We start from the raw sequence: 23,895 nt of genomic DNA on the forward strand, positions 1-23,895 counted from the left end.
GCCATTCGGCACGCTCGTTCACGCCCCATTAACCGCTCGGCCCCAGAACCATCCCCGCGATCGCACCCGGCGGGACTGACACCCCGCCATTTCGACAGGACGACCCCACACCTGCCCGGACGAGGGCGGGGTCACCGGGGTCGGGCCCGACCTCGACCGACCGGCGCGGCGACATCCGCGTCGACACCGATGGGGCGTCCACCCGAAACGGGGCGGGCCCGCCCAACCCATCCATCACCGAGACCCATGACGGGCCGCACTGGCCCCGACCGGCGATAGGACTTGCCCGGTTCCCGCACCCGTGCGAGCGATCCGCCATGGCCATCGTCAACCAGATCATCGGCGTCCTGCGCTTCTCCTACCCGGCGAAGGAAGGCTTCTCAGTCTCCGGGCTGGACGAGGCTCAGCTGGAGCGGCACCTCTACGAACCCGGCCGGATCGAGACCCGGTTCCGCTATCTCGAGACGATCACCCTGCCGTCGCTCGCCGCCCAGACCGACCCGGCGTTCCGCTGCGTGATCCTCGCCGGGACGACGCTGCCGATACGGCATCGCAAGCGGCTGCGCGGCCTCGAGGAGACCTATCCCTTCCTAAAGATCGTCTTCATGGAGCGGATGGGCGCGCTGGCCGCGGGCAAGCGCAGCTTCCGGCGCGGCCTCGACGACGGCACCACCCATGTCACCGGCTTTCGCATCGACGACGACGATGCCGTGGCGGTCGACTACATCGCCCGCACGCGCGACCTCTCGGACCGGCTTCTGGCCGCGGGGCTGGCCGAGGGGCCGACCACGCTCAGCTTCATGCGCGGTATCTACTGGGACCTCCATGATCCCTCCGAACCCTTTCACGAATTCCGCGAGCCGCAGCCCCTCGGCCTCGCCTGCGCGATGATCACCACAGCCGATTTGCCGACCTGCATCTTTCGCTACAACCATCGCCGGCTGCCCTGCCACGTCCCCGGCTTCACCCTGCCCGGAGACGCGCAGATGTTCCTCAGGACGCTGCACGACCACAACGACAGCGGCCGCTCCATCCCGCCCCACGCGACCCCCATGACCACCCGCAAGGGCCGCAAGCTGATGGTCGAGCGCTTCGGCCTCGACGCCGATGCGGCGCTCGCGCTGATGCCCGCGCCGCCGCAGGACTGACATGCAAGACAACCTGAAGGGTGCGTTCCTGATGATGGGCGCGATGGCGACGTTCACCATGAACGACGCGGCGCTGAAATGGCTGGCCGAGGATCTGCCCGCCTTCCAGGTCACGTTCCTGCGCGGCTGTGTGGCCACGACGCTGATCGTCCTGTTGTCCTGGGCGATGGGCACGCTCGGCCGCGGCATCGCGCGGGCCGACCGTCCTTGGGCCTTCGGGCGCTCGGCGGCCGAGACGGCGGCGTTCCTGCCGTTCCTGCTGGCACTCCAGAACATGCCGCTGGCCAATATCACCGCGATCCTCGCCGCGCTCCCGCTGTCGATCACGGCCGCGGGCGCGCTCTTTCTGGGCGAGCGGGTCGGCTGGCGGCGCTGGACCGCGATCGGGGTCGGGCTGGTCGGGGTCCTGTTGATCGTGCGGCCGGGGACCGAGGGCTTCAACGCGTGGTCTGCCGTCGCGATGATTACCGTCGTGCTGGCCACGGCGCGCGATCTGCTGACGCGGCGCCTGTCGCGGGCGACGCCGTCGCTCAATGTCGCGGCGATCACGGCGGCGATGGTGACGCTGCTGGGCCTGGCGCTGTCGCTGGCCGAGCCGTGGGGCCGGCCGACGGCAGGGCAGGGCGGCATGATCCTCGCCGCCGCGGGCTTCATCTTCGCGGCCTATCTCTGTTCGGTCATGGCGATGCGCGTGGGCGAGGTCGGGGCCGTCACGCCCTTCCGCTACACCTCGCTGGTCTGGGCGCTCATCCTCGGCTGGCTCGTCTTTGGCGACTGGCCCGCGACGCTGACCCTCGTCGGGGCGGCGCTGATCGCGGCGACGGGGCTCTATACCCTCTGGCGCGAAGGCCGGGTGGCATCCGTCCCTCGTGCGGTCGGCCCTCGCTAAATTGCGGCGAAACTCGCCGCCAGCGCGTCGAGGTCCAGTCCGAACCGGTCCCGCAGGTCGGTCCGCTCCTCCGAGGTGGCATGCACGAGGCGGTCGAGCTGCCCGGGCATCGGGCTGTCATTCGTCCCGTCCACGCCCCGCAGCCACATCGGCGCGTCCGGGATCGTCACCGAGGGCATCAGCGCGCCGACGCGGTGATGCGGGAAATGGATCGCCGTGCGCCGGATCGACGGCTTCAGGAACAGCGCCTGCGCCACACCCAGATGGCTGCGCGTCGCGGATTGCACCAGCGGGCCCTGGGGCGTGGGGCGCATCACGTAGCCGCGGCTGAAATCGATCGCCAAGCGGCCATGTCGTTCCCAGAGCGGGCGAACCTCGCCGAAGATGCGCCGGGCGCGTTCGACGAAGGTCCGCGCCACGCCGTCATCGTCATCCTGTCGGAACTGCATCACCGGCGGCCCGTCCGGGTCGATCCGGTCGTTGACGATCGCCTCCATCGCGTGGCGCTGGTTTTCGGGCGGATGGAAGATCAGCTCGGCCTGAGGCAGGGCGGCGACCAGTGCCACCAGCCGCCCGCGCCACGGCTCGGGCAGGGCATCGCCGGTGATGACGAGAACGCGGAAATCGCCGTCCGTCTGGGCCGCCAGCGTCCGCAGACAGACATGCTCCAGCGTCCGAAACCGTGCCTCCAGCCGGTCGGGCGCCCAGAGATGTGCCTGCCGTTCGGTGACGCTGTCGTGCTCGATCTGGAAGCCGCCGGAGCCGGGATAGGCGAAGCGGGTGATGGCGATGATCTGCAGATCGGACATGGCGGCGACGGTGCCTGCAAACACGGGGGCCGACAAGCGCGTGGCCTGCGTTGACACCCCACCGCGATTCCCCTATCAGGCCCGCAATTCGGTCCGGGTGCGCGTCGCGCGCCCGTGTCGGCAAGCCAGAACCGTCGCACACGATCCGGGATACTGTTTCCCGCATCCTCTGTCACCCAACCGCATCGTCCAGGTCGGAATTCCGGGCGGATGCGGCCATCGGTCTTTGGCGCGTCGGGGTCCGGACGAGAGATTTGAACGTGAACGATAGACGGGGACACCCCACATGCCGACGATCCAGCAGCTGATCCGCAAGCCGCGTCAGCCCAAGCGCAAGACCTCGAAATCCCTCCACCTCGAGGGTTGCCCGCAGAAGCGCGGCGTCTGCACGCGCGTCTACACCACTACCCCAAAGAAGCCGAACTCGGCCATGCGGAAGGTCGCCAAGGTGCGCCTGACCAATGGTTACGAGGTCATCTCCTACATCCCGGGCGAGAGCCACAACCTGCAGGAGCACTCGGTCGTGCTGATCCGCGGGGGCCGGGTGAAGGACCTTCCGGGCGTGCGCTACCACATCCTGCGCGGCGTGCTCGACACGCAAGGCGTCAAGGATCGCCGTCAGCGCCGCTCCAAGTACGGCGCCAAGCGTCCGAAGTGAGACCGGGTCCCGCCCAATTCTGATGCGGGGCGCCGTGCCGCCCCGCCCGCCGCATTCAAACGAAGGATACACCGATGTCCCGCCGCCACGCCGCTGAAAAGCGCGAAGTTCTGCCCGACGCCAAGTATGGCGACAAGGTGCTGACGAAGTTCATGAACAACCTGATGATCGACGGCAAGAAGGCCGTCGCCGAGCGCATCGTCTACAACGCGATGGATCGGGTCGAGACCAAGATCAAGCGCTCGCCCATCGAGGTGTTCGCCGAGGCCCTCGACAACATCAAGCCGTCGGTCGAGGTGCGCTCGCGCCGCGTCGGCGGTGCCACCTACCAGGTGCCCGTCGAGGTCCGCCCCGAGCGCCGCGAGGCGCTGGCGATCCGCTGGCTGATCAACGCCGCCCGCTCGCGCAACGAGAACACTATGGAAGAGCGTCTGGCCGGTGAGCTGATCGACGCCGTCCAGTCCCGTGGCTCCGCCGTCAAGAAGCGCGAAGACACCCACAAGATGGCCGACGCCAACAAGGCGTTCAGCCACTACCGCTGGTGACCCGCCGCACCTATCTGACGTTCTGATCACGGGGGCCCGTCCGGGGCCCCCGAACCTGTTTTCTCCTCCATTCAGAGGTACGAGCCCATGGCCCGCGACTATCCCCTCGAACGCTACCGCAACTTCGGCATCATGGCCCATATCGATGCCGGCAAGACGACCTGCTCGGAGCGTATCCTGTTCTACACCGGCAAGTCCCACAACATCGGCGAGGTCCATGACGGCGCCGCCACGATGGACTGGATGGAGCAGGAGCAGGAGCGGGGCATCACGATCACGTCCGCCGCGACGACGACATTCTGGCAGCGCCAGGAAGAGCCGACCGCCGACGGCACGTCCGACACCAAGTACCGGATGAACATCATCGACACGCCCGGCCACGTCGACTTCACCATCGAAGTCGAGCGCTCGCTCGCCGTGCTCGACGGCGCGGTCGCCGTGCTCGACGCCAATGCCGGTGTCGAGCCCCAGACCGAGACCGTCTGGCGCCAGGCCGACCGCTACAAGGTTCCGCGGATGGTGTTCGTCAACAAGATGGACAAGATCGGCGCCGACTTCTTCAACTGCGTCCGCATGATCGAGGACCGCACCGGTGCCCGCGCCGTGCCCGTCGGCATCCCGATCGGCGCCGAGACCGAGCTCGAGGGCCTCATCGACCTGGTCACCATGGAAGAGTGGGTCTGGGAAGGCGAAGACCTCGGCGCGTCCTGGATCAAGAAGCCCATCCGCGACAGCCTCAAGGCCATGGCCGACGAGTGGCGCGGCAAGATGATCGAAGCCGCCGTCGAAATGGACGACGACGCGATGGAAGCGTACCTCATGGACGCCGCCGAGCCGGACGTCGACACGCTGCGCAAGCTGCTCCGCAAGGGCACGCTCTCGATGTCCTTCGTTCCGGTGCTGGGTGGGTCCGCGTTCAAGAACAAGGGCGTCCAGCCCCTGCTCAACGCGGTCATCGACTACCTGCCGTCGCCGCTCGATGTCGTCGACTACATGGGCTTCAAGCCCGGCGACGAGGAGGAAGTGCGCAACATCCCCCGTCGTGCCGACGACTCGATGCCGTTCTCGGGCCTCGCGTTCAAGATCATGAACGACCCCTTCGTGGGCTCGCTCACCTTCACGCGCATCTACTCGGGCAAGCTCGAGAAGGGTGACACGCTCCAGAACACCACCAAGGGCAAGAAGGAGCGCGTCGGACGGATGATGATGATGCACTCCAACAACCGTGAAGAGATCACCGAGGCCTTCGCGGGCGACATCATCGCGCTGGCCGGCCTCAAGGACACGACGACGGGCGACACGCTCTCGGACGTGAACGATCAGGTCGTGCTGGAGACGATGACCTTCCCCGATCCGGTCATTGAGATCGCGGTCGAGCCCAAGACCAAGGCCGACCAGGAGAAGATGTCCCAGGGCCTCCAGCGCCTCGCCGCCGAGGATCCGTCCTTCCGCGTCGAGACCGACCTCGAGTCGGGCCAGACGATCATGAAGGGGATGGGCGAACTCCACCTCGACATCCTGGTCGACCGTCTCAAGCGGGAGTTCAAGGTCGAGGCCAATATCGGCGCGCCGCAGGTGGCCTACCGCGAGACCATCGGTCACGAGGTCGAGCACACCTACACCCACAAGAAGCAGTCGGGTGGTTCGGGTCAGTTCGCCGAGGTCAAGCTCCTCATCTCGCCGACCGAGCCGGGCGAGGGATACTCGTTCGAATCGAAGATCGTCGGTGGTGCGGTGCCCAAGGAATACATTCCGGGCGTCGAGAAGGGCATCAACTCGGTCATGGATTCGGGTCCGCTCGCGGGCTTCCCGGTGATCGACTTCAAGGTCCAGCTGCTGGACGGCAAGTTCCACGACGTGGACTCGTCGGTCCTCGCCTTCGAGATCGCGGCCCGGATGGGCATGCGCGAAGGCATGCGGAAGGCCGGCGCCAAGCTTCTGGAGCCCGTGATGAAGGTCGAAGTGATCACGCCGGAGGAATATACCGGCGGCATCATCGGCGACCTGACCTCGCGTCGCGGCCAAGTCTCGGGGCAGGAGCCGCGCGGCAACGCCATCGCCATCGACGCCTTCGTGCCGCTGGCCAACATGTTCGGCTACATCAACACGCTGCGCTCGATGTCCTCGGGCCGCGCGCAGTTCACGATGCAGTTCGACCATTACGACCCGGTCCCGCAGAACATCTCGGAAGAGATCCAGAAGAAGTTCGCCTGATCCGATCGCGGTGCGTGGGCCTCCCACCACGCACCGGTCACCCCCAAACCCGTAGGGTGCGTGCGCGTCACGCATCCTCGCCAATTTGAGAAGGAGCCCTCCCATGGCGAAGGCAAAATTCGAACGCACGAAACCGCATGTGAACATCGGCACGATCGGTCACGTTGACCACGGCAAGACGACGCTGACGGCTGCGATCACGAAGTATTTCGGCGACTTCAAGGCGTATGACCAGATCGACGGCGCGCCCGAGGAGAAGGCCCGCGGGATCACGATCTCGACGGCGCATGTCGAGTACGAGACCGAGAACCGCCACTACGCGCATGTCGACTGCCCGGGCCACGCGGACTACGTCAAGAACATGATCACGGGGGCCGCCCAGATGGACGGCGCGATCCTCGTGGTGAACGCGGCCGACGGCCCGATGCCGCAGACGCGCGAGCACATCCTGCTCGGTCGCCAGGTCGGCATCCCGACCATGGTCGTCTACATGAACAAGGTTGACCAGGTCGACGACGAGGAGCTCCTGGAGCTCGTCGAGATGGAGATCCGCGAGCTTCTGTCGAGCTACGAGTATCCCGGCGACGACATCCCGGTCATCCCGGGCTCGGCGCTGGCGGCGATGGAAGGCCGCGACGAGGAGATCGGCGAGCAGTCGATCCGCAAGCTGATGGCGGCGGTGGACGAGTTCATCCCGACGCCCGAGCGCGCCGTGGACCAGCCGTTCCTGATGCCGGTCGAGGACGTGTTCTCGATCTCGGGTCGCGGCACGGTCGTGACGGGTCGCGTCGAGCGCGGCGTGATCAATGTCGGCGACGAGATCGAGATCGTGGGCATCCGGGACACCAAGAAGACGACCTGCACGGGCGTCGAGATGTTCCGCAAGCTGCTGGATCGCGGCGAGGCGGGCGACAACATCGGCGCGCTGCTGCGCGGCGTGGATCGGGACGGCGTCGAGCGGGGCCAGGTGCTCTGCAAGCCGGGCTCGGTGAAGCCGCACACGAAGTTCGAGGCCGAGGCCTACATCCTGACCAAGGACGAAGGCGGGCGCCACACGCCGTTCTTCGCCAACTACCGCCCGCAGTTCTACTTCCGGACGACGGACGTGACGGGGACGGTGCAGCTGGCCGAGGGCACGGAGATGGTGATGCCGGGCGACAACGTGTCGTTCGGGGTCGAGCTGATCGCGCCGATCGCGATGGAGCAGGGCCTGCGCTTCGCGATCCGCGAAGGCGGCCGCACGGTGGGTGCGGGCGTGGTCTCGAAGATCACCGACTGATCGCGGGGGCCCTTCGGGGCCGACCGCCACGGACACGGCGCAAGGGCTCCCCTCGGGGGGCCCTTGTTGCGTGAGGGGCACCCCCGCGACCCGCCCGCATCAAGGGCCCGCCCCAGCGAGGCCCTGCGGACGGCGGCCGGATCGCGCCGCGGCGAGGCCGAACCCCGCCATGAAAGAGGGCCACCCCCCGGAAGGCGCGGCCCTCGATACGGGCGAGGTCGTGGGATCGCTTCGTGCTCAGGCGCGCGTCAGGGACGTGCCGTTGATGCAGTGGAGCCGCATGCCCGCGACGTCGATATGGTGGCCCAGATGCGAGCCGCAGCGGCGGCAATGAACCTCGGCCATGGCGAAGGTCTCGTCCTGGATCATCCCGGCCTGCCCGTATTGCCGGACCGCGCCGTCGAGACCGAACATCACGGCGTTCGGCTCGGCGTGGTGGAAGAAGACCCAGCCCTTGTCGAGCGGCTCGAACCAGCCCGCATCGTAGATGAAGAGATCGCAGCCGCGGCAGTTGTAGCCGGCCTCGTGCGCCTCCTCCCAGAGGTCGGTGGTCTTCGGCCATTCGGTGTTGGCGCGGCGCAGGATGCCGTAGGCGTCGTCGTCGCCGTCGAGATGGGCGCGCCATTCGGCTTCGCTGCGCTGGACCTCGAAGGGGAAGTCGCTGGTCTCGGGGACGTATTGTGCGATGGTCCGGCCGGAGGGGGCGACGATCTCCTCGGCGCGCAGCGCGGGCGCCGTGGCGGCGATCGCGGCGGCAGAGGCCAGCAGGGCGCGGCGGGTCAGGTTGCGGTCAGTCATGGTCTCGGCTCCTCGGAACGATTGGCTACGCGGCCATCCTAGCCGACCCGCGCGCAGGCGTCTCATCACGTTGTCCCAAGGCTGCGTGACGGGGGCGCGAGTTTCCCGTGTGCGGGGGGTTGCGGGGCGGGACGACCTGGGCTATCCGCCCCCATCCACGGACGGGGTCGCGACGCGCGGCCCCGCTTCCGTTCGGGTTCGACGAGGGGGCCGGGTGGTCCTGTCTCCTCCTCTCAACTTGAACGGGCCGGTCGCCATGATCCGCGGCCCGCCCCCTGTCGGAAGAACGACATGAAAAGCCAGAACATCCGCATCCGGCTCAAGGCGTTCGATTACCGCGTGCTGGACGCCAGCACCCAGGAAATCGTCAACACCGCCAAGCGCACCGGTGCCCAGGTTCGCGGGCCGATCCCGCTGCCGAACAAGATCGAGAAATTCACCGTCCTGCGCGGTCCGCACATCGACAAGAAGTCGCGCGACCAGTGGGAAATCCGCACGCACAAGCGGATGCTCGACATCGTCGACCCGACGCCGCAGACCGTGGACGCGCTGATGAAGCTCGACCTCGCCGCGGGCGTCGACGTCGAGATCAAGGTCTGAGGGAGGGTATCCAGATGATGCGTTCCGGAGTGATCGCGAAGAAGGTGGGCATGACCCGCATCTTCCAGGAAGACGGGCGTCAGGTGCCCGTCACCGTGCTGCAGCTGGACGGCCTTCAGGTCATCGGCCAGCGCACCGCGGACAAGCATGGCTACACCGCCGTCCAGCTGGGCGCGGGCACGGCCAAGGCCAAGCGCACGTCCCAGGCGATGCGCGGCGTCTACAAGGCCGCGGGCGTCGAGCCCAAGCGCAAGATCGTCGAGTTCCGCGTGGACGAGGACAAGCTGATCGAAGTGGGCGAGGAAATCATCGCCGACCACTACTTCGAAGGTCAGTATGTCGACGTGTCGGGCACTTCGATCGGCAAGGGCTTCGCCGGTGCCATGAAGCGGTGGAACTTCGGCGGCCTGCGCGCGACGCACGGCGTGTCGATCTCGCACCGCTCGCACGGCTCCACCGGTCAGTGCCAAGACCCCGGCAAGGTGTTCAAGGGCAAGAAGATGGCCGGTCACATGGGCGCCGCCCGCGTGACCACGCAGAACCTGCAGGTCGTCCGCACCGACACCGACCGCGGCCTCATCATGGTCAAGGGCGCCGTTCCCGGCTCCAAGGGCGGCTGGGTCACGATCAAGGATGCGGTCAAGAAGCCGTTCCCCGAGAACGCGATCCTGCCCGCCGGCCTGATGTCCTCGAAGAAGGAAGCGCAGCGCCTCGCCGAGGAAGCCGCCGCCGCCGCCGAGGCCGAAGCCAAGGCCGCCGAGGAGGCGCTGGCCGCCGAGCAGGCCGCCGCCGAGGAAGCGGCCCTGAAAGCCGCCGAAGCCGAAATCGCGGACGAGTCGTCGGATGCCGACAACTCGGACGTTGAAAAGAAGGAAGGTGACGAATGAAACTCGACGTCATCAAGATGGACGGCTCCAAGGCCGGCTCCGTCGAACTCAGCGACGAGGTGTTCGGCCAGGAGCCGCGCCGCGATATCCTGTACCGGGTCGTCCGCTGGCAGCGCAACAAGGCGCAGGCCGGGACCCACAAGGTCAAGACCCGCTCCGAGGTCAGCTATTCGACCAAGAAGATCGTCCGGCAGAAGGGCTCCGGCGGCGCACGCCACGGCTCGCGCAAGGCGCCGATCTTCCGCAAGGGTGGTGTCTACAAGGGCCCCACGCCCCGCAGCCACGGTCATGAGCTGACCAAGAAGGTCCGCCGCATGGGCCTGCTGCACGCGCTGTCGTCTAAGGCGGCCGCGGGCAAGCTGGTGATCCTCGACGCGGCGAACCTCGAGGGGGGCAAGACCTCCGCGCTGGCGCGTCAGGTCAAGGATCTCGGCTGGAAGCGCGCGCTGATCATCGACGGCGCAGACGTCAACGAGGATTTCGCGCAGGCCGCGCGCAACCTCGGCAACGTGGACGTGCTGCCCTCGATGGGCGCGAACGTCTACGACATCCTCAAGCGTGACACGCTCGTGCTCACGAAGGCGGGTGTCGAAGCTCTGGAGGCGCGACTCGCATGAACACCTACGACGTGATCCGCAAGCCGATCATCACCGAGAAGGCCACGATGGCGTCCGAGACGGGCGCCGTGGTCTTCGAGGTCGCGATCGACGCAAACAAGCCCCAGATAAAGTCCGCCGTCGAAGAGCTCTTCGGCGTCAAGGTGAAGGCCGTGAACACGACCATCACCAAGGGCAAGGTCAAGCGCTTCCGCGGCCAGATGGGCCGTCGCAAGGACGTCAAGAAGGCGTATGTGACGCTTGAAGAGGGCAACACCATCGACGTGACCACGGGCCTCTGACGGGGCGGCGGGGTCACCCCGCCGGTGGTTTGCGAATGAAGGGCCCCGCCGGGAACGGCGGGGCCCTTTCCCATTGCGGGCCGATGCAATGCGGCGGGCCCACCGGCGAGGCGACGAAAAGGTTCGATATCCTGCGCGACGCCGCGCGCGCGGACCGATGCCCCTCGCGGTGCGCGGCTCTGGCAGAACGATGTCCCGCAAGCGGGTGGTTCGGAGGGACGCCCTCCCGCCGCAGCCATTTGATCCGCCCCGCCAAGGGCCATACGTCCCGCTGACTGCGGAACGGGCGGAGGCGCACATGTTGCTGGAACAATTGGATCTGGGGCTCGAGGCTCGCGTCCTTCACGTCCTTCTCGGAGCCGCGATCGGCCTCGTTTTCGGCATCGCGGCCCAGATTTCGCGCTTTTGCCTGCGCCGGGCCGTGGCAGGCGATCCTGACGAGCGGTCGGGGGCTGCGGGGGTCTGGATGACCGGCCTCGCGGTCGCGATCCTCGCCGTCCAGGGTCTGACCCAGGCCGGGTATATCGACCTCGGCGATCACCGCTGGCTGTCCTCGGACCTGCCGGTCGCGGCGCTCGTGGTCGGCGGGCTTCTGTTCGGCGTGGGAATGGTCCTGACGCGGGGCTGCATCTCGCGGCTCAGCGTTCTAGCCTCCTCCGGCAACCTGCGCGCGGTCACGGTCATTCTGGTTTTCGCGGTCACCGCCCACGCCATGCTGAAGGGCGTGCTGGCCCCGGTCCGCACCGCCATCGGCGGCGTGACGATCGAGAGCCCGGTCGCGACCCTGACGCAGCTTCCGGGCGGCGTGTGGCTCTGGACGGCTGTCGCGGTCCTGCCGCTCCTTCTGTTCGCGTGGCGCTCCGACGCGCGCCGCACCGACCTCCTCCTCGGCGGGCTGATCGGGCTGGTGGCGGCGGCCGGCTGGGCGGGCACCTCCGTCCTGCTCTTCGATGAATTTGACCCCCTTCCGGTCCAGAGCGCGGCCTTCACCCTTCCGTGGACGGACACGCTCTTCTGGACCATCGCGTCCACGGCCATCCCGGCCTCCTTCGGGGTGGGCTTCATCGGCGGCGTCGTGACCGGGGCCTTCGCCTCGGCCACCGCCCGGCGCGAGTTGCGTCTGGAGAGCTTCGAGAGCCCCGGCCAGACCCTCCGCTACGCCTCGGGTGCGGCGATGATGGGCGCGGGCGCGGTGTTGACCGGCGGCTGCACCATCGGCGCCGGGATCGCGGGCGGCGGCGCTCTGTCGGTCGCGGCCCTCGTGGCGCTGGCCTCCGTCGTGGGCGGGGCGTTGCTGGCAAAGACGGTGCAGACCGGCGGACTCGCCGGACGGCCAATCGGCGCTTCCGGCTGAGGCGGCCTCCGGGAGGCTGGCGCCAGCCTCTCCGAGGCAGGGTCCGGTCCCGACAAGCCTTAGATCGGGTCCGCTGTCGAAGAGTTCTTCGGCGTCGAGGTGAAGGCCGTGAACGCGATCATTCCCAAGGGTAAGGTCAAGCACTTCCGCGGCCAGATGGGCCGCCGCAAGGACGTCAAGAAGGCCTACGTGACGCTCGAAGAGGGCAACACGATCGACGTGACGACCGGGCTCTGACCGGACGGCGGACAGAACCCCGCCCTTGGAACGACGAGGCCCCGCCGGAGACGGCGGGGCCTTTGCTTTGTACCTGTCCGGGAGGTTCGCCGAAGGATGGACGGCTCCGAGTAAGGTCCGAGAGACGGTCTAGTTCACGCGGACACGCCGCACGCCCATATCCGTGGAGCGCAGCGTGTAGGTAAAGACCCGCTTCGAATAGACGCCGTGCTTGAAGTAGAACCGGCTTGAAAGGATGGCATCCGGTCGCTGCGATGGCGCATACCGACCGTCGATCTGCACTGCGCCATCGAGCCAGACGACAGACCTGAAACCTCCGGACCCGTCAAACTGCACCAGGACCTCTAGAAGCTGTTCGGTTCCGTCACGCTTGACCCGGGCTGGTGACGTGCCGCCGATTGTCCCTCGGATGCAGGACTCGCCCGGTCCCGTCTTGATGTCGCTGGCGATATACATGCGCCCATCCTCGCGGACGAAGAGTTGGAGCGGCGGAGCGCAGCCATTGCGTCCATCGTGGATGGAGAAGATGCTGAATTCATTGTTGGTTGGTGTCGTAAAGCTGGTCGTGGTCGAGAACATGAAGGCGCCGCTTCGGTTGGTCGGATAATCCTCCGTGAAGATCTCAGCCCGCTGATTGAACGTCCCGCCCGTGCAGTAATTCCGGCTCGTCGAGAATACCCACGTTCCGCGGCTTCTCTGGATCGAGCCGGGATCCGCCCCGCAGGAAACCTCCCATCGGTTGAGCGATTGCGCAGATGCGGGGCCAGTCAGAAATCCTGTGGATGCAATCAAAGTCAAACCGATCAAAGCGGCAAAGACCCGAGCAATGTTGGTCTGGTGCATTCGTTACTCCGTACGAACCATCGATCAGGTAGTTGTACGGCATTTGGCCCGTCTGGCGACATATCATTTTCGATACTGTGCCCAAGTCCGCCGTCCCAAGTTTGTTTGTAGCTCCGCGACCCCGTCCATGCTCACTTGCGCCTCGGACCGGGATCAAGGCCGAAGGCGTGCCGGCGCGGGACATGTCGGTGAAGATGAAGGTCAGCTCGTAGCGTCCCGGATCGGGCAGGCTCATCCCGGCGGTGATGTTGTTCCAGAACTGCGTCTCGTCCACCGGATAGAGCAGCGTCGAGGGCGCGGCATAGGTGTGCAGCTTGGCGCGTCCCAGCTCCGCACCGCTCTCGTCCGCGACGCGCAGATGCAGGTCGATCTCGAACCGCATGTCCATCGTGCCGGGCTGCGCGCGGGCGACATGTTCGAGATAGGCGCGCAGGAAGATCTCCTCGTTCGGCGCATAGACATTGCTCTCCCGCGCGAGGTAGCGGCCACGGTCGTCGCGCCGGTCCTTGTGGGCGAGATAGGCGGAGTGGACCCCGATCGGAGGCATCATCTCCTGCATCGCGATGGTCTGCGCGTCGATGTAGATCGGCGGCGTCCGCGCGCCGGTCTCGTCCCGCCGGGAACGGCGGGGCTTTCTGGTTTCATATTGTCGCCACCAGTCGTGACTTTTATCCGCCTAGCTGACTTCCCTAAGGACGAGAGTATGAAGCCCGTTTCGCAACAAGATCGTACGCTCGCAGTCGAACTGGCGGTGTCCCTCTCCAGCTGGCTTAAATCTCATCTGGATGTCGTCACGTGGCGTGAACTGGATGAAAGCACGCCGGCCGTCTACAATATGGGACTGTCGTCACACGAAGCTGGATGCCAAGCACTGAATGCGGTTGGGGTGTTCGAGCAGGCCGACCACTACACGACCCATTACGTGCGCGTTTCGCCTGTGGACGTCCGACAGCACATGGAGCAGCTGCAGTCCCTATCATCGGACAAGCTGGCACTTCTGCTCGATGCATTCATAGGTGGGCCCGTCGCCCATTCTGCGCTGCTCCCAACCCACCGAGAGGCATTTCAGGTTCCGAACTCTCTTGAAGGTTTGGCACGGCGACTGACCGATTCCGGCTATCTCGACGCTGACGGAAACGGAAAGCGATGGACTGACAAGATTACGAGTTTCATGCACAAGTGGTCCGTCTGGACAGATGGTCGTGCACCGCTTTCCGCAACTCCCGACGGTGTCGAGGTCTTCTGCGCTGGCCTATCGGCGGCAGACCGAGATCGCCTTCTCGAGACCTATCGAGGCAACGGGTACATCGCTGCCCTCCAGCTTCTCCGAAGCATCGCAGGCTTGGAACTGAAATTCGCCAAGGACGTGCTCGACTTTTTGGTGCGCTGAAGGTGCGTTTCGAATACGGGCATTACGTCCAGTCCCACCGAGCCTAGGCGCGCGCGGGGGTAGGCTACCGTACCTCCCTAATCGCCTGACCCGCCCTTGACCCCACCCCCCAACCCTCCTAGACGGCCCCATCCCGACCACCCCGGATTCGTCCGGGGTGTCTCTTTTCGGGACATCGAACCAGGGACCTTCGGGGCCCTTACATCCAGGGCGGGACGCCGTGTGCGCCTCCGTCCGACACACAACGGAAGACAGGTAACATGGCACTCAAGTCGTATAAGCCGACGACGCCGGGCCAGCGTGGGCTGGTTCTGATCGACCGTTCGGAGCTGTGGAAAGGCCGCCCGGTCAAGTCCCTCGTCGAGGGTCTGACCAAGCATGGCGGACGCAACAACACCGGACGGATCACGATGCGCCGCAAGGGCGGCGGGGCCAAGCGCCTCTATCGGATCGTCGATTTCAAGCGCAACAAGCTGGACGTCCAGGCGAACGTGGAGCGGATCGAGTACGACCCGAACCGCACGGCCTTCATCGCCCTCATCCGCTACACGGATGGCGAGCAGGCCTACATCCTCGCGCCGCAGCGCCTCGCCGTGGGCGATCGCGTTGTGGCCTCGGCCCGCGCCGACATCAAGCCCGGCAACGCGATGCCGTTCCAGGGCATGCCGATCGGCACGATCGTCCACAACATCGAGCTCAAGCCCGGCAAGGGCGGCCAGATCGCGCGTGCGGCGGGCACCTATGCCCAGTTCGTCGGTCGCGACGGCGGCTACGCCCAGATCCGCCTCTCCTCGGGTGAGCTTCGTCTCGTCCGTCAGGAGTGCATGGCGACGGTCGGCGCGGTCTCGAACCCGGACAACTCGAACCAGAACCTCGGCAAGGCGGGTCGCAACCGGCACAAGGGCATTCGTCCCTCGGTCCGCGGCGTCGTCATGAACCCGATCGACCACCCGCATGGCGGTGGCGAGGGCCGGACGAGCGGTGGTCGCCACCCGGTCACGCCCTGGGGCAAGCCGACGAAGGGTGCCCGCACCCGCAACAAGAACAAGGCGTCGCAGAAGCTGATCATCCGCTCGCGTCACGCCAAGAAGAAGGGTCGCTGAGAATGAGCCGTTCCGTTTGGAAAGGGCCTTTCGTGGACGCGTATGTCCTCAAGAAGGCCGAAGCCGCCCGCGAGTCGGGCCGCAGCGACGTGATCAAGATCTGGTCGCGCCGTTCCACCATCCTGCCCCAGTTCGTGGGGCTCACCTTCGGCGTCTACAACGGGCACAAGCACATCCCCGTCAACGTCTCCGAGGACATGATCGGCCAGAAGTTCGGTGAGTACTCGCCGACGCGGACCTATTACGGTCACGCCGCCGACAAGAAAGCCAAGAGGAAGTAAGCCATGGGCAAGGAAAAGAATCCCCGCCGCGTGGCCGATGACGAGGCCATGGCCAAGCTGCGCATGCTGAAGACCAGCCCGCAGAAGCTGAACCTCGTGGCCGCGATGATCCGCGGCAAGAAGGTCGAGAAGGCGCTGGCCGATCTCACCTTCTCGAAGAAGCGGATCGCCATCGACGTGCGCAAGTGCCTGCAATCGGCCATCGCGAACGCCGAGAACAACCACAACCTGGATGTCGACGAGCTGATCGTCGCCGAAGCCTGGGTGGGCAAGAACCTGACCATGAAGCGCGGACGTCCCCGCGCGCGCGGTCGCTTCGGAAAGATCGTCAAGCCGTTCTCGGAACTGACGATCAAGGTGCGGCAAGTCGAGGAGCAAGTCTGATGGGCCATAAAGTCAATCCGATCGGGATGCGGCTCCAGGTGAACCGCACCTGGGACAGCCGCTGGTACGCCGACACCAAGGATTACGGGAACCTGCTTCTCGAAGACCTCAAGATGCGCGCGTTCATCGAGGAAGAGTGCAAGCAGGCCGGCGTCAGCCGCGTCGTGATCGAGCGTCCGCACAAGAAGTGCCGCGTCACGATCCACACGGCCCGTCCCGGTGTCATCATCGGCAAGAAGGGCGCCGACATCGAGGTGCTTCGCAAGAAGCTTGCCGCGATGACGGACTCGGAGCTGCACCTCAACATCGTCGAGGTCCGCAAGCCCGAGCTGGACGCCCAGCTGGTCGGCGAGAGCATCGCCCAGCAGCTTGAGCGTCGCGTCTCGTTCCGCCGCGCCATGAAGCGCTCGGTCCAGAACGCCATGCGGATGGGTGCCCTCGGCATCCGGATCAACATGGCCGGCCGCCTCGGCGGCGCCGAGATCGCCCGGACCGAATGGTACCGCGAGGGTCGCGTCCCGCTGCACACGCTGCGCGCCGACATCGACTACGCCCATTCCGAGGCCAAGACCCCCTACGGGATCATCGGCATCAAGGTCTGGATCTTCAAAGGCGAGATCATGGAGCACGACCCGTCGGCCCGCGATCGCAAGGCCGAGGAACTGCAGAACGGTCCGGGCCCCCGTGGCGCCGGTGGCCGTCGTGACGACCGCGGCCCCCGCGGCCCGCGCCGGTAAGGAGTAGATCAGATGCTGCAACCGAAACGGACGAAGTTCCGCAAGGCCTTCAAGGGCCGCATCCACGGCGAAGCCAAGGGCGGGTCGGATCTCACCTTCGGCACCTACGGGCTGAAGGCGACCGAGCCGGAGCGCGTCACCGCGCGCCAGATCGAAGCCGCCCGCCGGGCCATGACGCGTCACATGAAGCGTCAGGGCCGGGTCTGGATTCGGATCTTCCCGGACCTGCCGGTGACGTCGAAGCCCACCGAAGTCCGCATGGGCAAGGGCAAGGGCTCGGTCGATTACTGGGCCTGCAAGGTCAAGCCGGGTCGCGTGATGTTCGAGATCGACGGCGTGACCGACGCCGTCGCGCGCGAGGCGCTGCGCCTCGCCGCGATGAAGCTGCCGGTCAAGACCCGCACGGTCCAGCGCGAGGATTGGTGACCCGACGGCTCCGCCGTCGGAGCGCGATGTAGACGGTTTGCTTGCAAACCGTCGGGTCGCGCCCGGTTCAGAATAGGGAAGGGGCGTCCATTGCGGGCGCCCTTTTCGCATGCCGGGGACACGCCGGCCCACGGCAAGGCACCGACCGCCCTACACCTGGCCCGTCCGCCGGTGTAGGAGGCGCGCGACCGTAACGCCCCCGGAGCGCCCCGATGCCCGACCTCTCCTCGCTCTTCGTGACCCGCCTCTACCGGGCCGCCCTGTCCGAACACGGCCCCGCCATCGTCGCGGGTGAGCTCGAGGCGTCCTGCCTGTCCATCGCCGAGGATGACGAGGCGGGGCAGGCGTGGTGCGAGGAGAACGACTTTCCGGGCTACACGAGCTACGCCTCGCTCACCGATCTGGGCTGGCGCTTCCCGATCTTCGCGGACCTGACCCGCGCGCTCGATGCCCATGTCGCGGCCTTCGCCGAGGACCTCGCGTTCGACCTCGGCGACAAGTCCCTGACGCTCGAGGATCTCTGGATCAACATCCTGCCCGAGGGCGGCATCCATACGGGCCACCTGCATCCCCATTCGGTAATCTCGGGCACGACCTATGTGGCGATGCCCGAGGGCACGAGCGCGATCCGGTTCGAGGACCCGCGCCTGCCGATGATGATGGCCGCCCCGGTGCGCCGCAAGGACGCCCGCCCCGAGATGCGGACCTTCCACTACGAGGCGCCGAAAGTGGGCGACGTGCTGCTATGGGAAAGCTGGCTGCGCCACGAGGTGCCGATGAACATGTCAGAAGAGGACCGGATCTCGGTGAGTTTCAATTACCGGTGGGGGTAGGGCCTTTGCCCTGATGGCCAAGCGCGCTTGTCCGCGCGGATCGGCGGCTATACATATTGTATCGATGCAGATGGCATCGAATGCGCCGCTAGGGGCCTGACATGGACGTCAAGATCGAACGCGAAGCCGTGGAGGGTGGAACGCTGGTGCGCGACGCGCGGACCGGCAAGCTGATTTCCGTGCAGACCGGCTCCTCCGAAAGCTATGTCGATCCGGCAAGTCGGTCTGCCGGGGAAACAGTCGCGCACCGGCGCAGGGACGCGATGGAGCGTCTTCTCAATCGCTGACGACGTCTATCAGGTCACTTTGTCCGACGCTCTGGAGATGCACGAGATCGCACTCTCCTTCGGTGGACGTTCGGGAATCGTCAGTTTGGCCATGGTCGAGTCCGCGATTGGCCGACCTTATCACGGCTATTACGACAGCTTGGCGGACATGGCCGCAGCGCTCTTGGAAAGCATGGTCAAGAACCATGGCTTCGCCGATGGCAACAAGCGGTCGGCATGGTTGTTGACCGAAATGATGATCGACCGCAGCGGCTATCGGCTGGACATACCCGACGACGAGCGAGTCGACGATCTCGTGGTCGCTCTGGCCGAGGGCAGCGCGGATTTTGAAGAGGCGCGGACATGGTTCGCGGACAGGTTGGCCCGGTCCGCCTGATTGCGCCCGAAAACGTCCGCCTCCCCCTTGCCAACCCGCACCAACCCGTCTAGAGGCGCCTCTCTACCGTTGATCTCCACCGGAATCAGGGTGACCCGCACGATGCGCAGGGCCCTCCGGTGATGTTGCAAAGGACGACCGGCATGGATGCCACCGAACTCCGGGGGAAGACCCCCGACGAGCTCCGCACGGAGTTGACCAACCTCAAGAAGGAAGCGTTCAACCTGCGCTTCCAGGCGGCGACGAACCAGCTCGAGAACACCGCGCGCGTGCGCACGGTGAAGCGCTCGATCGCCCGCGTGAACACGATCCTCAACCAGAAGGCGGCCGAAGCCGCCGCCTCGGAGGCCTGAGCCCATGCCCAAGCGCATCCTCACCGGCGTCGTCACGTCGAACCAGAACGCCCAGACCGTCACCGTCTCGATCGAGCGCCGCTTCAAGCACCCGCTCCTGCAGAAGACGATCCGGAAGTCCAAGAAGTACCGCGCCCACGACGAGAACAACCAGTTCAACGTCGGCGACACGGTCAGCATTCAGGAATGCCCGCCCAAGTCCAAGACGAAGCGGTGGGAGGTCATCGCCGAATAATCGGCGCGGCCATCAATTCGAAACCCTGGGGGCACCGGCACGCATCGCCGCCCCAAAGGTCGGGAGAAACCAATGATCCAGATGCAAACCAACCTGGATGTTGCTGACAACAGCGGCGCTCGCCGTGTTCAGTGCATCAAGGTCCTGGGCGGGTCCAAGCGGAAGTATGCCTCCGTGGGCGACATCATCGTGGTGTCGGTCAAGGAAGCCATTCCGCGGGGCCGCGTGAAGAAGGGCGACGTCCGCAAGGCCGTCGTCGTCCGCACCGCCAAGGAAGTCCGCCGCGACGACGGCACCGCCATCCGCTTCGACCGGAACGCGGCCGTCATCCTCAACAACAACAACGAGCCGATCGGCACCCGTATCTTCGGACCGGTGGTTCGCGAGCTGCGCGCGAAGAACTTCATGAAGATCATCTCGCTCGCGCCGGAGGTGCTGTGATGGCTGCCAAACTCCGCAAGGGTGACAAGGTCGTCGTGCTTACGGGCCGCGATGCGTCCAAGCAGGGCGAGATCGTGTCCGTCGATCCGAAGGCCGGCAAGGCCATCGTCGAAGGCGTGAACATGGCGATCCGCCACACCCGCCAGAGCCAGGCGTCCCAGGGCGGACGCATCCCCAAGGCGCTGCCCATCGACATGTCGAACCTCGCCATCGTCGATGCCAACGGCAAGGCCACCCGCGTCGGCTTCCGCATGGAAGACGGCAAGAAGGTGCGTTTCGCCAAGACCACGGGAGACGTGATCTGATGCTGGACGAAGCGAACTACACCCCGCGTCTGAAGGCCGACTTCAAGGATCGCATCAAGGCGGCCATGAAGGAGGAGTTCGGCTACAAGAACGACATGCAGATCCCGCGTCTGGACAAGATCGTCCTGAACATCGGGGCCGGTGCCGAAGCCGTGCGCGACAGCAAGAAGGCCAAGTCGGCCCAGGACGACCTGACCGCCATCGCCGGTCAGCAGGCCGTCATCACCAAGGCCAAGAAGTCGATCGCCGGCTTCCGCGTCCGTGAAGGCATGCCGCTGGGCACCAAGGTGACGCTGCGCGGCGCCCGGATGTACGAATTCCTGGACCGCCTCGTGACCATCGCGCTGCCCCGCGTCCGCGACTTCCGCGGCGTCTCCGGCAAGAGCTTCGACGGCCGCGGCAACTACGCCATGGGCCTCAAGGAGCATATCGTCTTCCCCGAGATCAACTTCGACAAGGTCGACGAGGTCTGGGGCATGGACATCATCATCTGCACCACGGCGCAGACGGACGCGGAAGCGAAGGCGCTGCTCAAGCACTTCAACCTGCCGTTCAATTCGTGAGGGACTGATCAATGGCCAAGGAATCCATGATCGAACGCCAGAAGAAGCGCGAGCGCCTGGTGAAGAAGTACGCGTCCAAGCGGGCCTCCCTGAAGGAGATCATCCGTGACGAGAGCCAGCCGATGGAGGAGCGCTTCAAGGCGACCCTCAAGCTGGCCGAGCTGCCCCGCAACTCGTCGCCGGTCCGCCTGAACAACCGCTGCCAGCTGACCGGTCGGCCCCGTGCCTATTACCGCAAGCTCAAGCTGTCCCGCATCATGCTGCGCGAACTGGCCAGCCAGGGGAAGATCCCCGGCATGGTCAAGTCGAGCTGGTAAGGAGATCAGACCATGAATGATCCCATCGGCGATATGCTGACCCGTATCCGGAACGCGCAGATGCGCGGGAAGGGCACTGTCTCCACCCCGGCATCCAAGCTGCGCGCGCGCGTCCTGGATGTGCTGGCCGACGAAGGCTACATCCGCGGCTACGAGACCTCGTCCGATCGCATGGGTCACCCGACCCTCGAGATCGAGCTGAAGTACTACGAAGGCGTCCCCGTGATCCGCGAAGTCAAGCGCGTGTCCAAGCCGGGTCGCCGCGTGTATCTCGGCGTCGGCGACCTCCCGTCGGTCCGTCAGGGCCTCGGCGTCTCCATCGTGTCGACGTCCCAGGGCGTCATGTCGGACGCAAACGCACGCAGCGCCAATGTCGGCGGCGAAGTGCTCTGCACCGTGTTCTGAGGAGAATCTGATGTCTCGTATCGGAAAACGACCCGTAGAACTGCCCTCGGGCGTCGAGGCCTCGGTCTCGGGCCAGACCATCTCGGTCAAGGGCCCCAAGGGCACCCGCGAGTTCACCGCCACCGACGATGTCGTGCTCGAAGTGGCCGACGGCACGGTCACGGTAACCCCGCGCGGCAAGTCCAAGCGGGCGCGCCAGCAGTGGGGGATGTCCCGCACCATGGTCGAGAACCTGGTGACCGGCGTGACCGACGGCTTCAAGAAAGAGCTGGAGATCACGGGCGTCGGCTACCGGGCCACCATGCAGGGCAACACCCTGAAGCTGGCCCTCGGCTACAGCCACGACGTCGAATTCGACGTGCCGGAGGGCGTCACCGTGACGGCCCCCAAGCAGACCGAGATCACCGTCGAGGGGGCTGACCAGCAGCTCGTCGGTCAGGTCGCGGCCAACATTCGCGAGTGGCGCAAGCCCGAGCCCTATAAGGGCAAGGGTATTCGCTACAAGGGCGAGTATATCTTCCGCAAGGAAGGCAAGAAGAAGTAAGGACCAGTCAGATGGCAAACAGCAAACGGGATCTGTTCCTCAAGCGCCGCCTGCGCGTCCGGAACAAGCTTCGCAAGATGGCCGCCGGGCGTCCGCGCCTGTCGGTGCATCGCTCGAACAAGAACATCTCCGTCCAGGTGATCGACGACGTCGCGGGCAAGACCCTCGCCGCCGCGTCCACCATGGACAAGGGGATCGACCTCAAGGGCCAGAACAACGTCGAGGCGGCCGCCAAGGTCGGCGCGGCGATCGCCGAGCGCGCCAAGAAGGCGGGCGTCGAAGAGGTCTATTTCGACCGCGGCGGGTTCCTCTTCCACGGGAAGGTCAAGGCTCTGGCCGACGCCGCCCGCGAAGGTGGCCTGAAGTTCTGACGGCCCGGGCGGGGAGACCCCCGCCCATTGGCCGCGCGGAGGTGGTTTCGCGAACGAAGACGATGCAGGGGGCGGCCGCCGCCCCCTCGATGATCCGGGCGCAGCCGCGCACTTGGATCGACATGACAGGGCCGCGTGCCCCGAGACAGGAGATGCCGCATGGCAGGACGTGACGACAACCGTGGACGGGGCCGAGGCCGCGATCGCGACGAGACCCCCGAATTCGCCGACCGCCTGGTCGCCATCAACCGCGTCTCGAAGACGGTGAAGGGCGGCAAGCGCTTCGGCTTTGCGGCGCTCGTCGTCGTGGGCGACCAGAAGGGCCGCGTCGGCTTCGGCAAGGGCAAGGCCAAGGAGGTCCCCGAGGCCATCCGCAAGGCCACCGAGCAGGCCAAGCGCCAGATGATCCGCGTCGCCCTGCGCGACGGCCGGACGCTGCACCACGACATGACCGGCCGTCACGGCGCGGGCAAGGTCGTCATGCGGACCGCGCCCGAAGGCACCGGCATCATCGCCGGCGGCCCGATGCGCGCCGTGTTCGAGATGCTGGGCATCAAGGACGTGGTGTCGAAGTCGATCGGCTCGCAGAACCCCTACAACATGATCCGCGCCACGTTGGACGGCCTCCAGAAGGAATCGTCGCCCCGCTCGGTCGCGCAGCGTCGCGGCAAGAAGGTCGCCGAGATCCTGCGCAAGGATGACGGACCCAAGATGGACGGCGAGCAAGCGCCCGTCGCAGAGGAGGCCTGATCCATGGCAAAGACGATCGTCGTCAAGCAGATCGGCTCCCCGATCCGCCGCCCCGCCGACCAGCGCGCGACGCTGATCGGCCTCGGCCTCAACAAGATGCACCGCACCCGCGAACTCGAGGACACCCCCTCGATCCGCGGCATGGTCGCCAAGATCCCCCACATGGTGGAGATCATCGAGGAGAAGGGCTGAGGCCTTTTAAGTCGGTGGGGTGACCCACGGTTGAAGTTCAATGCGCTCCGGTCGGAAACGGCCGGGGCGTTTTTCTGTTTTCAATGAATGAGGTCTGCGACGTGCCATTCGGTTCGTGAGGCCCCGGATGCCGTCCCCGCAGGGCGGTTGGACTGACCGAGCTGGAATTGAGCCTTGCATGACGGTCAATCTCGTTGCCGCAGCGACCCGTCAGATGGTGAATGGCAGGCCTGTCAGAGAGTTGGCGTAGATCAGGCGAGCAGCCGGCCGCCAAGGATATTACGACCATTGCGCGCCTTGTATGGGCGATGCCGTGACAACAGGCGGTGAGGACTCCGGAGGCGAAGCACGCAATGCTCATCGCTCCGAAGCGGATCGCGTCGTGACCGCATGGAACGAGACCCTCCTATACGCAAAAGGCGTCGAAGCGCGTATCGGCGGTG

General features: G+C 66.0%; 35 protein-coding genes and 1 pseudogene. 32 read left to right on the forward strand and 4 right to left on the reverse strand.

Annotated elements, in window-relative coordinates; all coding sequences use genetic code 11:
- The first annotated feature begins 317 nt into the window (after positions 1–317).
- On the forward strand, positions 318–1,148 hold the full coding sequence (locus Q0833_RS03890; RefSeq protein ID WP_298430458.1) for a glycosyltransferase: 831 nt from the start codon (positions 318–320) through the stop codon (positions 1,146–1,148).
- A 1-nt stretch (position 1,149) separates the two neighbouring features.
- A complete protein-coding gene (locus Q0833_RS03895; RefSeq protein WP_298430460.1) occupies positions 1,150–2,037 on the forward strand; it encodes a DMT family transporter in 888 nt (295 codons plus the stop codon).
- Here the strand turns inward: Q0833_RS03895 and Q0833_RS03900 are convergent.
- Positions 2,034–2,846, reverse strand: a complete 813-nt coding sequence (locus tag Q0833_RS03900; RefSeq protein WP_298430462.1) for a glycosyltransferase — start codon at positions 2,844–2,846, stop codon at positions 2,034–2,036. The two genes, Q0833_RS03895 and Q0833_RS03900, sit on opposite strands and share 4 nt — an antisense overlap.
- A 286-nt stretch (positions 2,847–3,132) precedes the next feature.
- Between Q0833_RS03900 and rpsL the strand changes: the two genes are divergently transcribed.
- The 4 genes from rpsL to tuf all read left to right on the forward strand — a co-directional run bounded on the left by rpsL (position 3,133) and on the right by tuf (position 7,542).
- Complete coding sequence (gene rpsL / locus Q0833_RS03905; protein WP_298430465.1) at positions 3,133–3,504, forward strand: 30S ribosomal protein S12; 372 nt, start codon at positions 3,133–3,135, stop codon at positions 3,502–3,504.
- A 74-nt stretch (positions 3,505–3,578) separates the two neighbouring features.
- Positions 3,579–4,049, forward strand: a complete 471-nt coding sequence (gene rpsG / locus Q0833_RS03910; protein ID WP_298430467.1) for a 30S ribosomal protein S7 — start codon at positions 3,579–3,581, stop codon at positions 4,047–4,049.
- An 87-nt stretch (positions 4,050–4,136) separates the two neighbouring features.
- Positions 4,137–6,263, forward strand: a complete 2,127-nt coding sequence (gene fusA / locus Q0833_RS03915) for an elongation factor G (protein WP_298430469.1) — start codon at positions 4,137–4,139, stop codon at positions 6,261–6,263.
- A gap of 103 nt (positions 6,264–6,366) precedes the next feature.
- Positions 6,367–7,542 carry an elongation factor Tu gene (tuf, locus tag Q0833_RS03920; RefSeq protein WP_298430435.1) on the forward strand — a complete coding sequence of 392 codons (1,176 nt, stop codon included), beginning with the start codon at positions 6,367–6,369 and terminating at the stop codon, positions 7,540–7,542.
- A 237-nt stretch (positions 7,543–7,779) separates the two neighbouring features.
- On the opposite strand, the gene Q0833_RS03925 is transcribed toward tuf, so the two are convergent.
- The gene (locus Q0833_RS03925) at positions 7,780–8,340 is read right to left on the reverse strand and encodes a peptide-methionine (R)-S-oxide reductase (protein WP_298430472.1); all 561 of its coding nucleotides are present in this window, start codon (positions 8,338–8,340) and stop codon (positions 7,780–7,782) included.
- A gap of 291 nt (positions 8,341–8,631) precedes the next feature.
- On the opposite strand from Q0833_RS03925, the gene rpsJ reads away from it, so the two are divergent.
- The 6 genes and pseudogenes from rpsJ to rplW all read left to right on the forward strand — a co-directional run.
- Positions 8,632–8,940, forward strand: coding sequence for a 30S ribosomal protein S10 (rpsJ, locus tag Q0833_RS03930; protein WP_298430474.1), 309 nt, complete (start codon positions 8,632–8,634; stop codon positions 8,938–8,940).
- Between the two features lie 14 nt (positions 8,941–8,954).
- On the forward strand, positions 8,955–9,827 hold the full coding sequence (rplC, locus tag Q0833_RS03935) for a 50S ribosomal protein L3 (RefSeq protein WP_298430476.1): 873 nt from the start codon (positions 8,955–8,957) through the stop codon (positions 9,825–9,827).
- Positions 9,824–10,444: a 50S ribosomal protein L4 gene (rplD, locus tag Q0833_RS03940; protein WP_298430478.1), complete on the forward strand. Its 621-nt coding sequence runs from the start codon at positions 9,824–9,826 to the stop codon at positions 10,442–10,444. The genes rplC and rplD overlap by 4 nt, the downstream gene beginning before the upstream one ends.
- A complete protein-coding gene (locus Q0833_RS03945; RefSeq protein WP_298430480.1) occupies positions 10,441–10,725 on the forward strand; it encodes a 50S ribosomal protein L23 in 285 nt (94 codons plus the stop codon). The genes rplD and Q0833_RS03945 overlap by 4 nt, the downstream gene beginning before the upstream one ends.
- Positions 10,726–11,023: 298 nt before the next feature.
- A complete protein-coding gene (locus tag Q0833_RS03950; RefSeq protein ID WP_298430482.1) occupies positions 11,024–12,079 on the forward strand; it encodes a YeeE/YedE family protein in 1,056 nt (351 codons plus the stop codon).
- Positions 12,080–12,130: 51 nt separating this feature from the next.
- Positions 12,131–12,316: pseudogene (rplW, locus tag Q0833_RS03955) on the forward strand (50S ribosomal protein L23); the annotation flags it as partial.
- 129 nt (positions 12,317–12,445) lie between these two features.
- Here rplW and Q0833_RS03960 read toward each other — a convergent pair.
- Both Q0833_RS03960 and Q0833_RS03965 read right to left on the reverse strand, forming a co-directional pair.
- Positions 12,446–12,895, reverse strand: coding sequence for a hypothetical protein (locus Q0833_RS03960; RefSeq protein ID WP_298430484.1), 450 nt, complete (start codon positions 12,893–12,895; stop codon positions 12,446–12,448).
- Positions 12,896–12,938: 43 nt separating this feature from the next.
- Positions 12,939–13,718 (reverse strand): hypothetical protein, encoded by a 780-nt coding sequence (locus Q0833_RS03965; RefSeq protein WP_298430486.1) that lies wholly within the window; start codon positions 13,716–13,718, stop codon positions 12,939–12,941.
- 144 nt (positions 13,719–13,862) lie between these two features.
- Between Q0833_RS03965 and Q0833_RS03970 the strand changes: the two genes are divergently transcribed.
- From Q0833_RS03970 to rpmD, 20 genes are all read left to right on the forward strand, one after another.
- Complete coding sequence (locus Q0833_RS03970) at positions 13,863–14,549, forward strand: hypothetical protein (RefSeq protein ID WP_298430488.1); 687 nt, start codon at positions 13,863–13,865, stop codon at positions 14,547–14,549.
- A 260-nt stretch (positions 14,550–14,809) separates the two neighbouring features.
- Entirely contained in the window at positions 14,810–15,652 is an 843-nt protein-coding gene (gene rplB / locus Q0833_RS03975) for a 50S ribosomal protein L2 (RefSeq protein ID WP_298430490.1), read from the forward strand.
- A 2-nt stretch (positions 15,653–15,654) separates the two neighbouring features.
- Positions 15,655–15,933, forward strand: coding sequence for a 30S ribosomal protein S19 (gene rpsS / locus Q0833_RS03980; protein WP_298430492.1), 279 nt, complete (start codon positions 15,655–15,657; stop codon positions 15,931–15,933).
- 3 nt (positions 15,934–15,936) lie between these two features.
- The gene (gene rplV / locus Q0833_RS03985; protein WP_298430494.1) at positions 15,937–16,317 is read left to right on the forward strand and encodes a 50S ribosomal protein L22; all 381 of its coding nucleotides are present in this window, start codon (positions 15,937–15,939) and stop codon (positions 16,315–16,317) included.
- The gene (gene rpsC, locus Q0833_RS03990; RefSeq protein WP_298430496.1) at positions 16,317–17,054 is read left to right on the forward strand and encodes a 30S ribosomal protein S3; all 738 of its coding nucleotides are present in this window, start codon (positions 16,317–16,319) and stop codon (positions 17,052–17,054) included. Before rplV ends, rpsC begins: the two co-directional genes overlap by 1 nt.
- A 12-nt stretch (positions 17,055–17,066) precedes the next feature.
- Positions 17,067–17,480, forward strand: a complete 414-nt coding sequence (rplP, locus tag Q0833_RS03995) for a 50S ribosomal protein L16 (protein WP_298430498.1) — start codon at positions 17,067–17,069, stop codon at positions 17,478–17,480.
- A 212-nt stretch (positions 17,481–17,692) separates the two neighbouring features.
- Complete coding sequence (locus tag Q0833_RS04000) at positions 17,693–18,313, forward strand: TIGR02466 family protein (protein WP_298430500.1); 621 nt, start codon at positions 17,693–17,695, stop codon at positions 18,311–18,313.
- A 101-nt stretch (positions 18,314–18,414) separates the two neighbouring features.
- Positions 18,415–18,600 (forward strand): hypothetical protein, encoded by a 186-nt coding sequence (locus tag Q0833_RS04005; protein ID WP_298430502.1) that lies wholly within the window; start codon positions 18,415–18,417, stop codon positions 18,598–18,600.
- Between the two features lie 37 nt (positions 18,601–18,637).
- Positions 18,638–18,976, forward strand: coding sequence for a type II toxin-antitoxin system death-on-curing family toxin (locus Q0833_RS04010; RefSeq protein ID WP_298430504.1), 339 nt, complete (start codon positions 18,638–18,640; stop codon positions 18,974–18,976).
- 143 nt (positions 18,977–19,119) lie between these two features.
- Positions 19,120–19,329, forward strand: coding sequence for a 50S ribosomal protein L29 (gene rpmC / locus Q0833_RS04015; RefSeq protein WP_298430507.1), 210 nt, complete (start codon positions 19,120–19,122; stop codon positions 19,327–19,329).
- 4 nt (positions 19,330–19,333) lie between these two features.
- Positions 19,334–19,564, forward strand: coding sequence for a 30S ribosomal protein S17 (gene rpsQ, locus Q0833_RS04020; RefSeq protein ID WP_298430509.1), 231 nt, complete (start codon positions 19,334–19,336; stop codon positions 19,562–19,564).
- Between the two features lie 72 nt (positions 19,565–19,636).
- Complete coding sequence (gene rplN / locus Q0833_RS04025) at positions 19,637–20,005, forward strand: 50S ribosomal protein L14 (protein ID WP_013963207.1); 369 nt, start codon at positions 19,637–19,639, stop codon at positions 20,003–20,005.
- On the forward strand, positions 20,005–20,310 hold the full coding sequence (rplX, locus tag Q0833_RS04030; protein ID WP_298430511.1) for a 50S ribosomal protein L24: 306 nt from the start codon (positions 20,005–20,007) through the stop codon (positions 20,308–20,310). The genes rplN and rplX overlap by 1 nt, the downstream gene beginning before the upstream one ends.
- Positions 20,310–20,873 (forward strand): 50S ribosomal protein L5, encoded by a 564-nt coding sequence (gene rplE / locus Q0833_RS04035; protein ID WP_298430513.1) that lies wholly within the window; start codon positions 20,310–20,312, stop codon positions 20,871–20,873. Before rplX ends, rplE begins: the two co-directional genes overlap by 1 nt.
- A gap of 11 nt (positions 20,874–20,884) precedes the next feature.
- The gene (gene rpsN / locus Q0833_RS04040) at positions 20,885–21,190 is read left to right on the forward strand and encodes a 30S ribosomal protein S14 (protein ID WP_298430516.1); all 306 of its coding nucleotides are present in this window, start codon (positions 20,885–20,887) and stop codon (positions 21,188–21,190) included.
- Between the two features lie 12 nt (positions 21,191–21,202).
- On the forward strand, positions 21,203–21,595 hold the full coding sequence (gene rpsH, locus Q0833_RS04045; protein WP_298430518.1) for a 30S ribosomal protein S8: 393 nt from the start codon (positions 21,203–21,205) through the stop codon (positions 21,593–21,595).
- 10 nt (positions 21,596–21,605) lie between these two features.
- Positions 21,606–22,139 carry a 50S ribosomal protein L6 gene (gene rplF, locus Q0833_RS04050; RefSeq protein ID WP_298430520.1) on the forward strand — a complete coding sequence of 178 codons (534 nt, stop codon included), beginning with the start codon at positions 21,606–21,608 and terminating at the stop codon, positions 22,137–22,139.
- An 11-nt stretch (positions 22,140–22,150) separates the two neighbouring features.
- A complete protein-coding gene (gene rplR, locus Q0833_RS04055) occupies positions 22,151–22,510 on the forward strand; it encodes a 50S ribosomal protein L18 (protein ID WP_298430522.1) in 360 nt (119 codons plus the stop codon).
- Positions 22,511–22,669: 159 nt separating this feature from the next.
- Positions 22,670–23,260 carry a 30S ribosomal protein S5 gene (gene rpsE, locus Q0833_RS04060; RefSeq protein ID WP_298430524.1) on the forward strand — a complete coding sequence of 197 codons (591 nt, stop codon included), beginning with the start codon at positions 22,670–22,672 and terminating at the stop codon, positions 23,258–23,260.
- Between the two features lie 3 nt (positions 23,261–23,263).
- Positions 23,264–23,452, forward strand: a complete 189-nt coding sequence (rpmD, locus tag Q0833_RS04065; RefSeq protein WP_298430526.1) for a 50S ribosomal protein L30 — start codon at positions 23,264–23,266, stop codon at positions 23,450–23,452.
- Positions 23,453–23,895: the final 443 nt, after the last annotated feature.

Origin of the sequence: uncultured Jannaschia sp., from assembly GCF_947503795.1 — a bacterium.
Classification (GTDB): Bacteria; Pseudomonadota; Alphaproteobacteria; order Rhodobacterales; family Rhodobacteraceae; genus Jannaschia.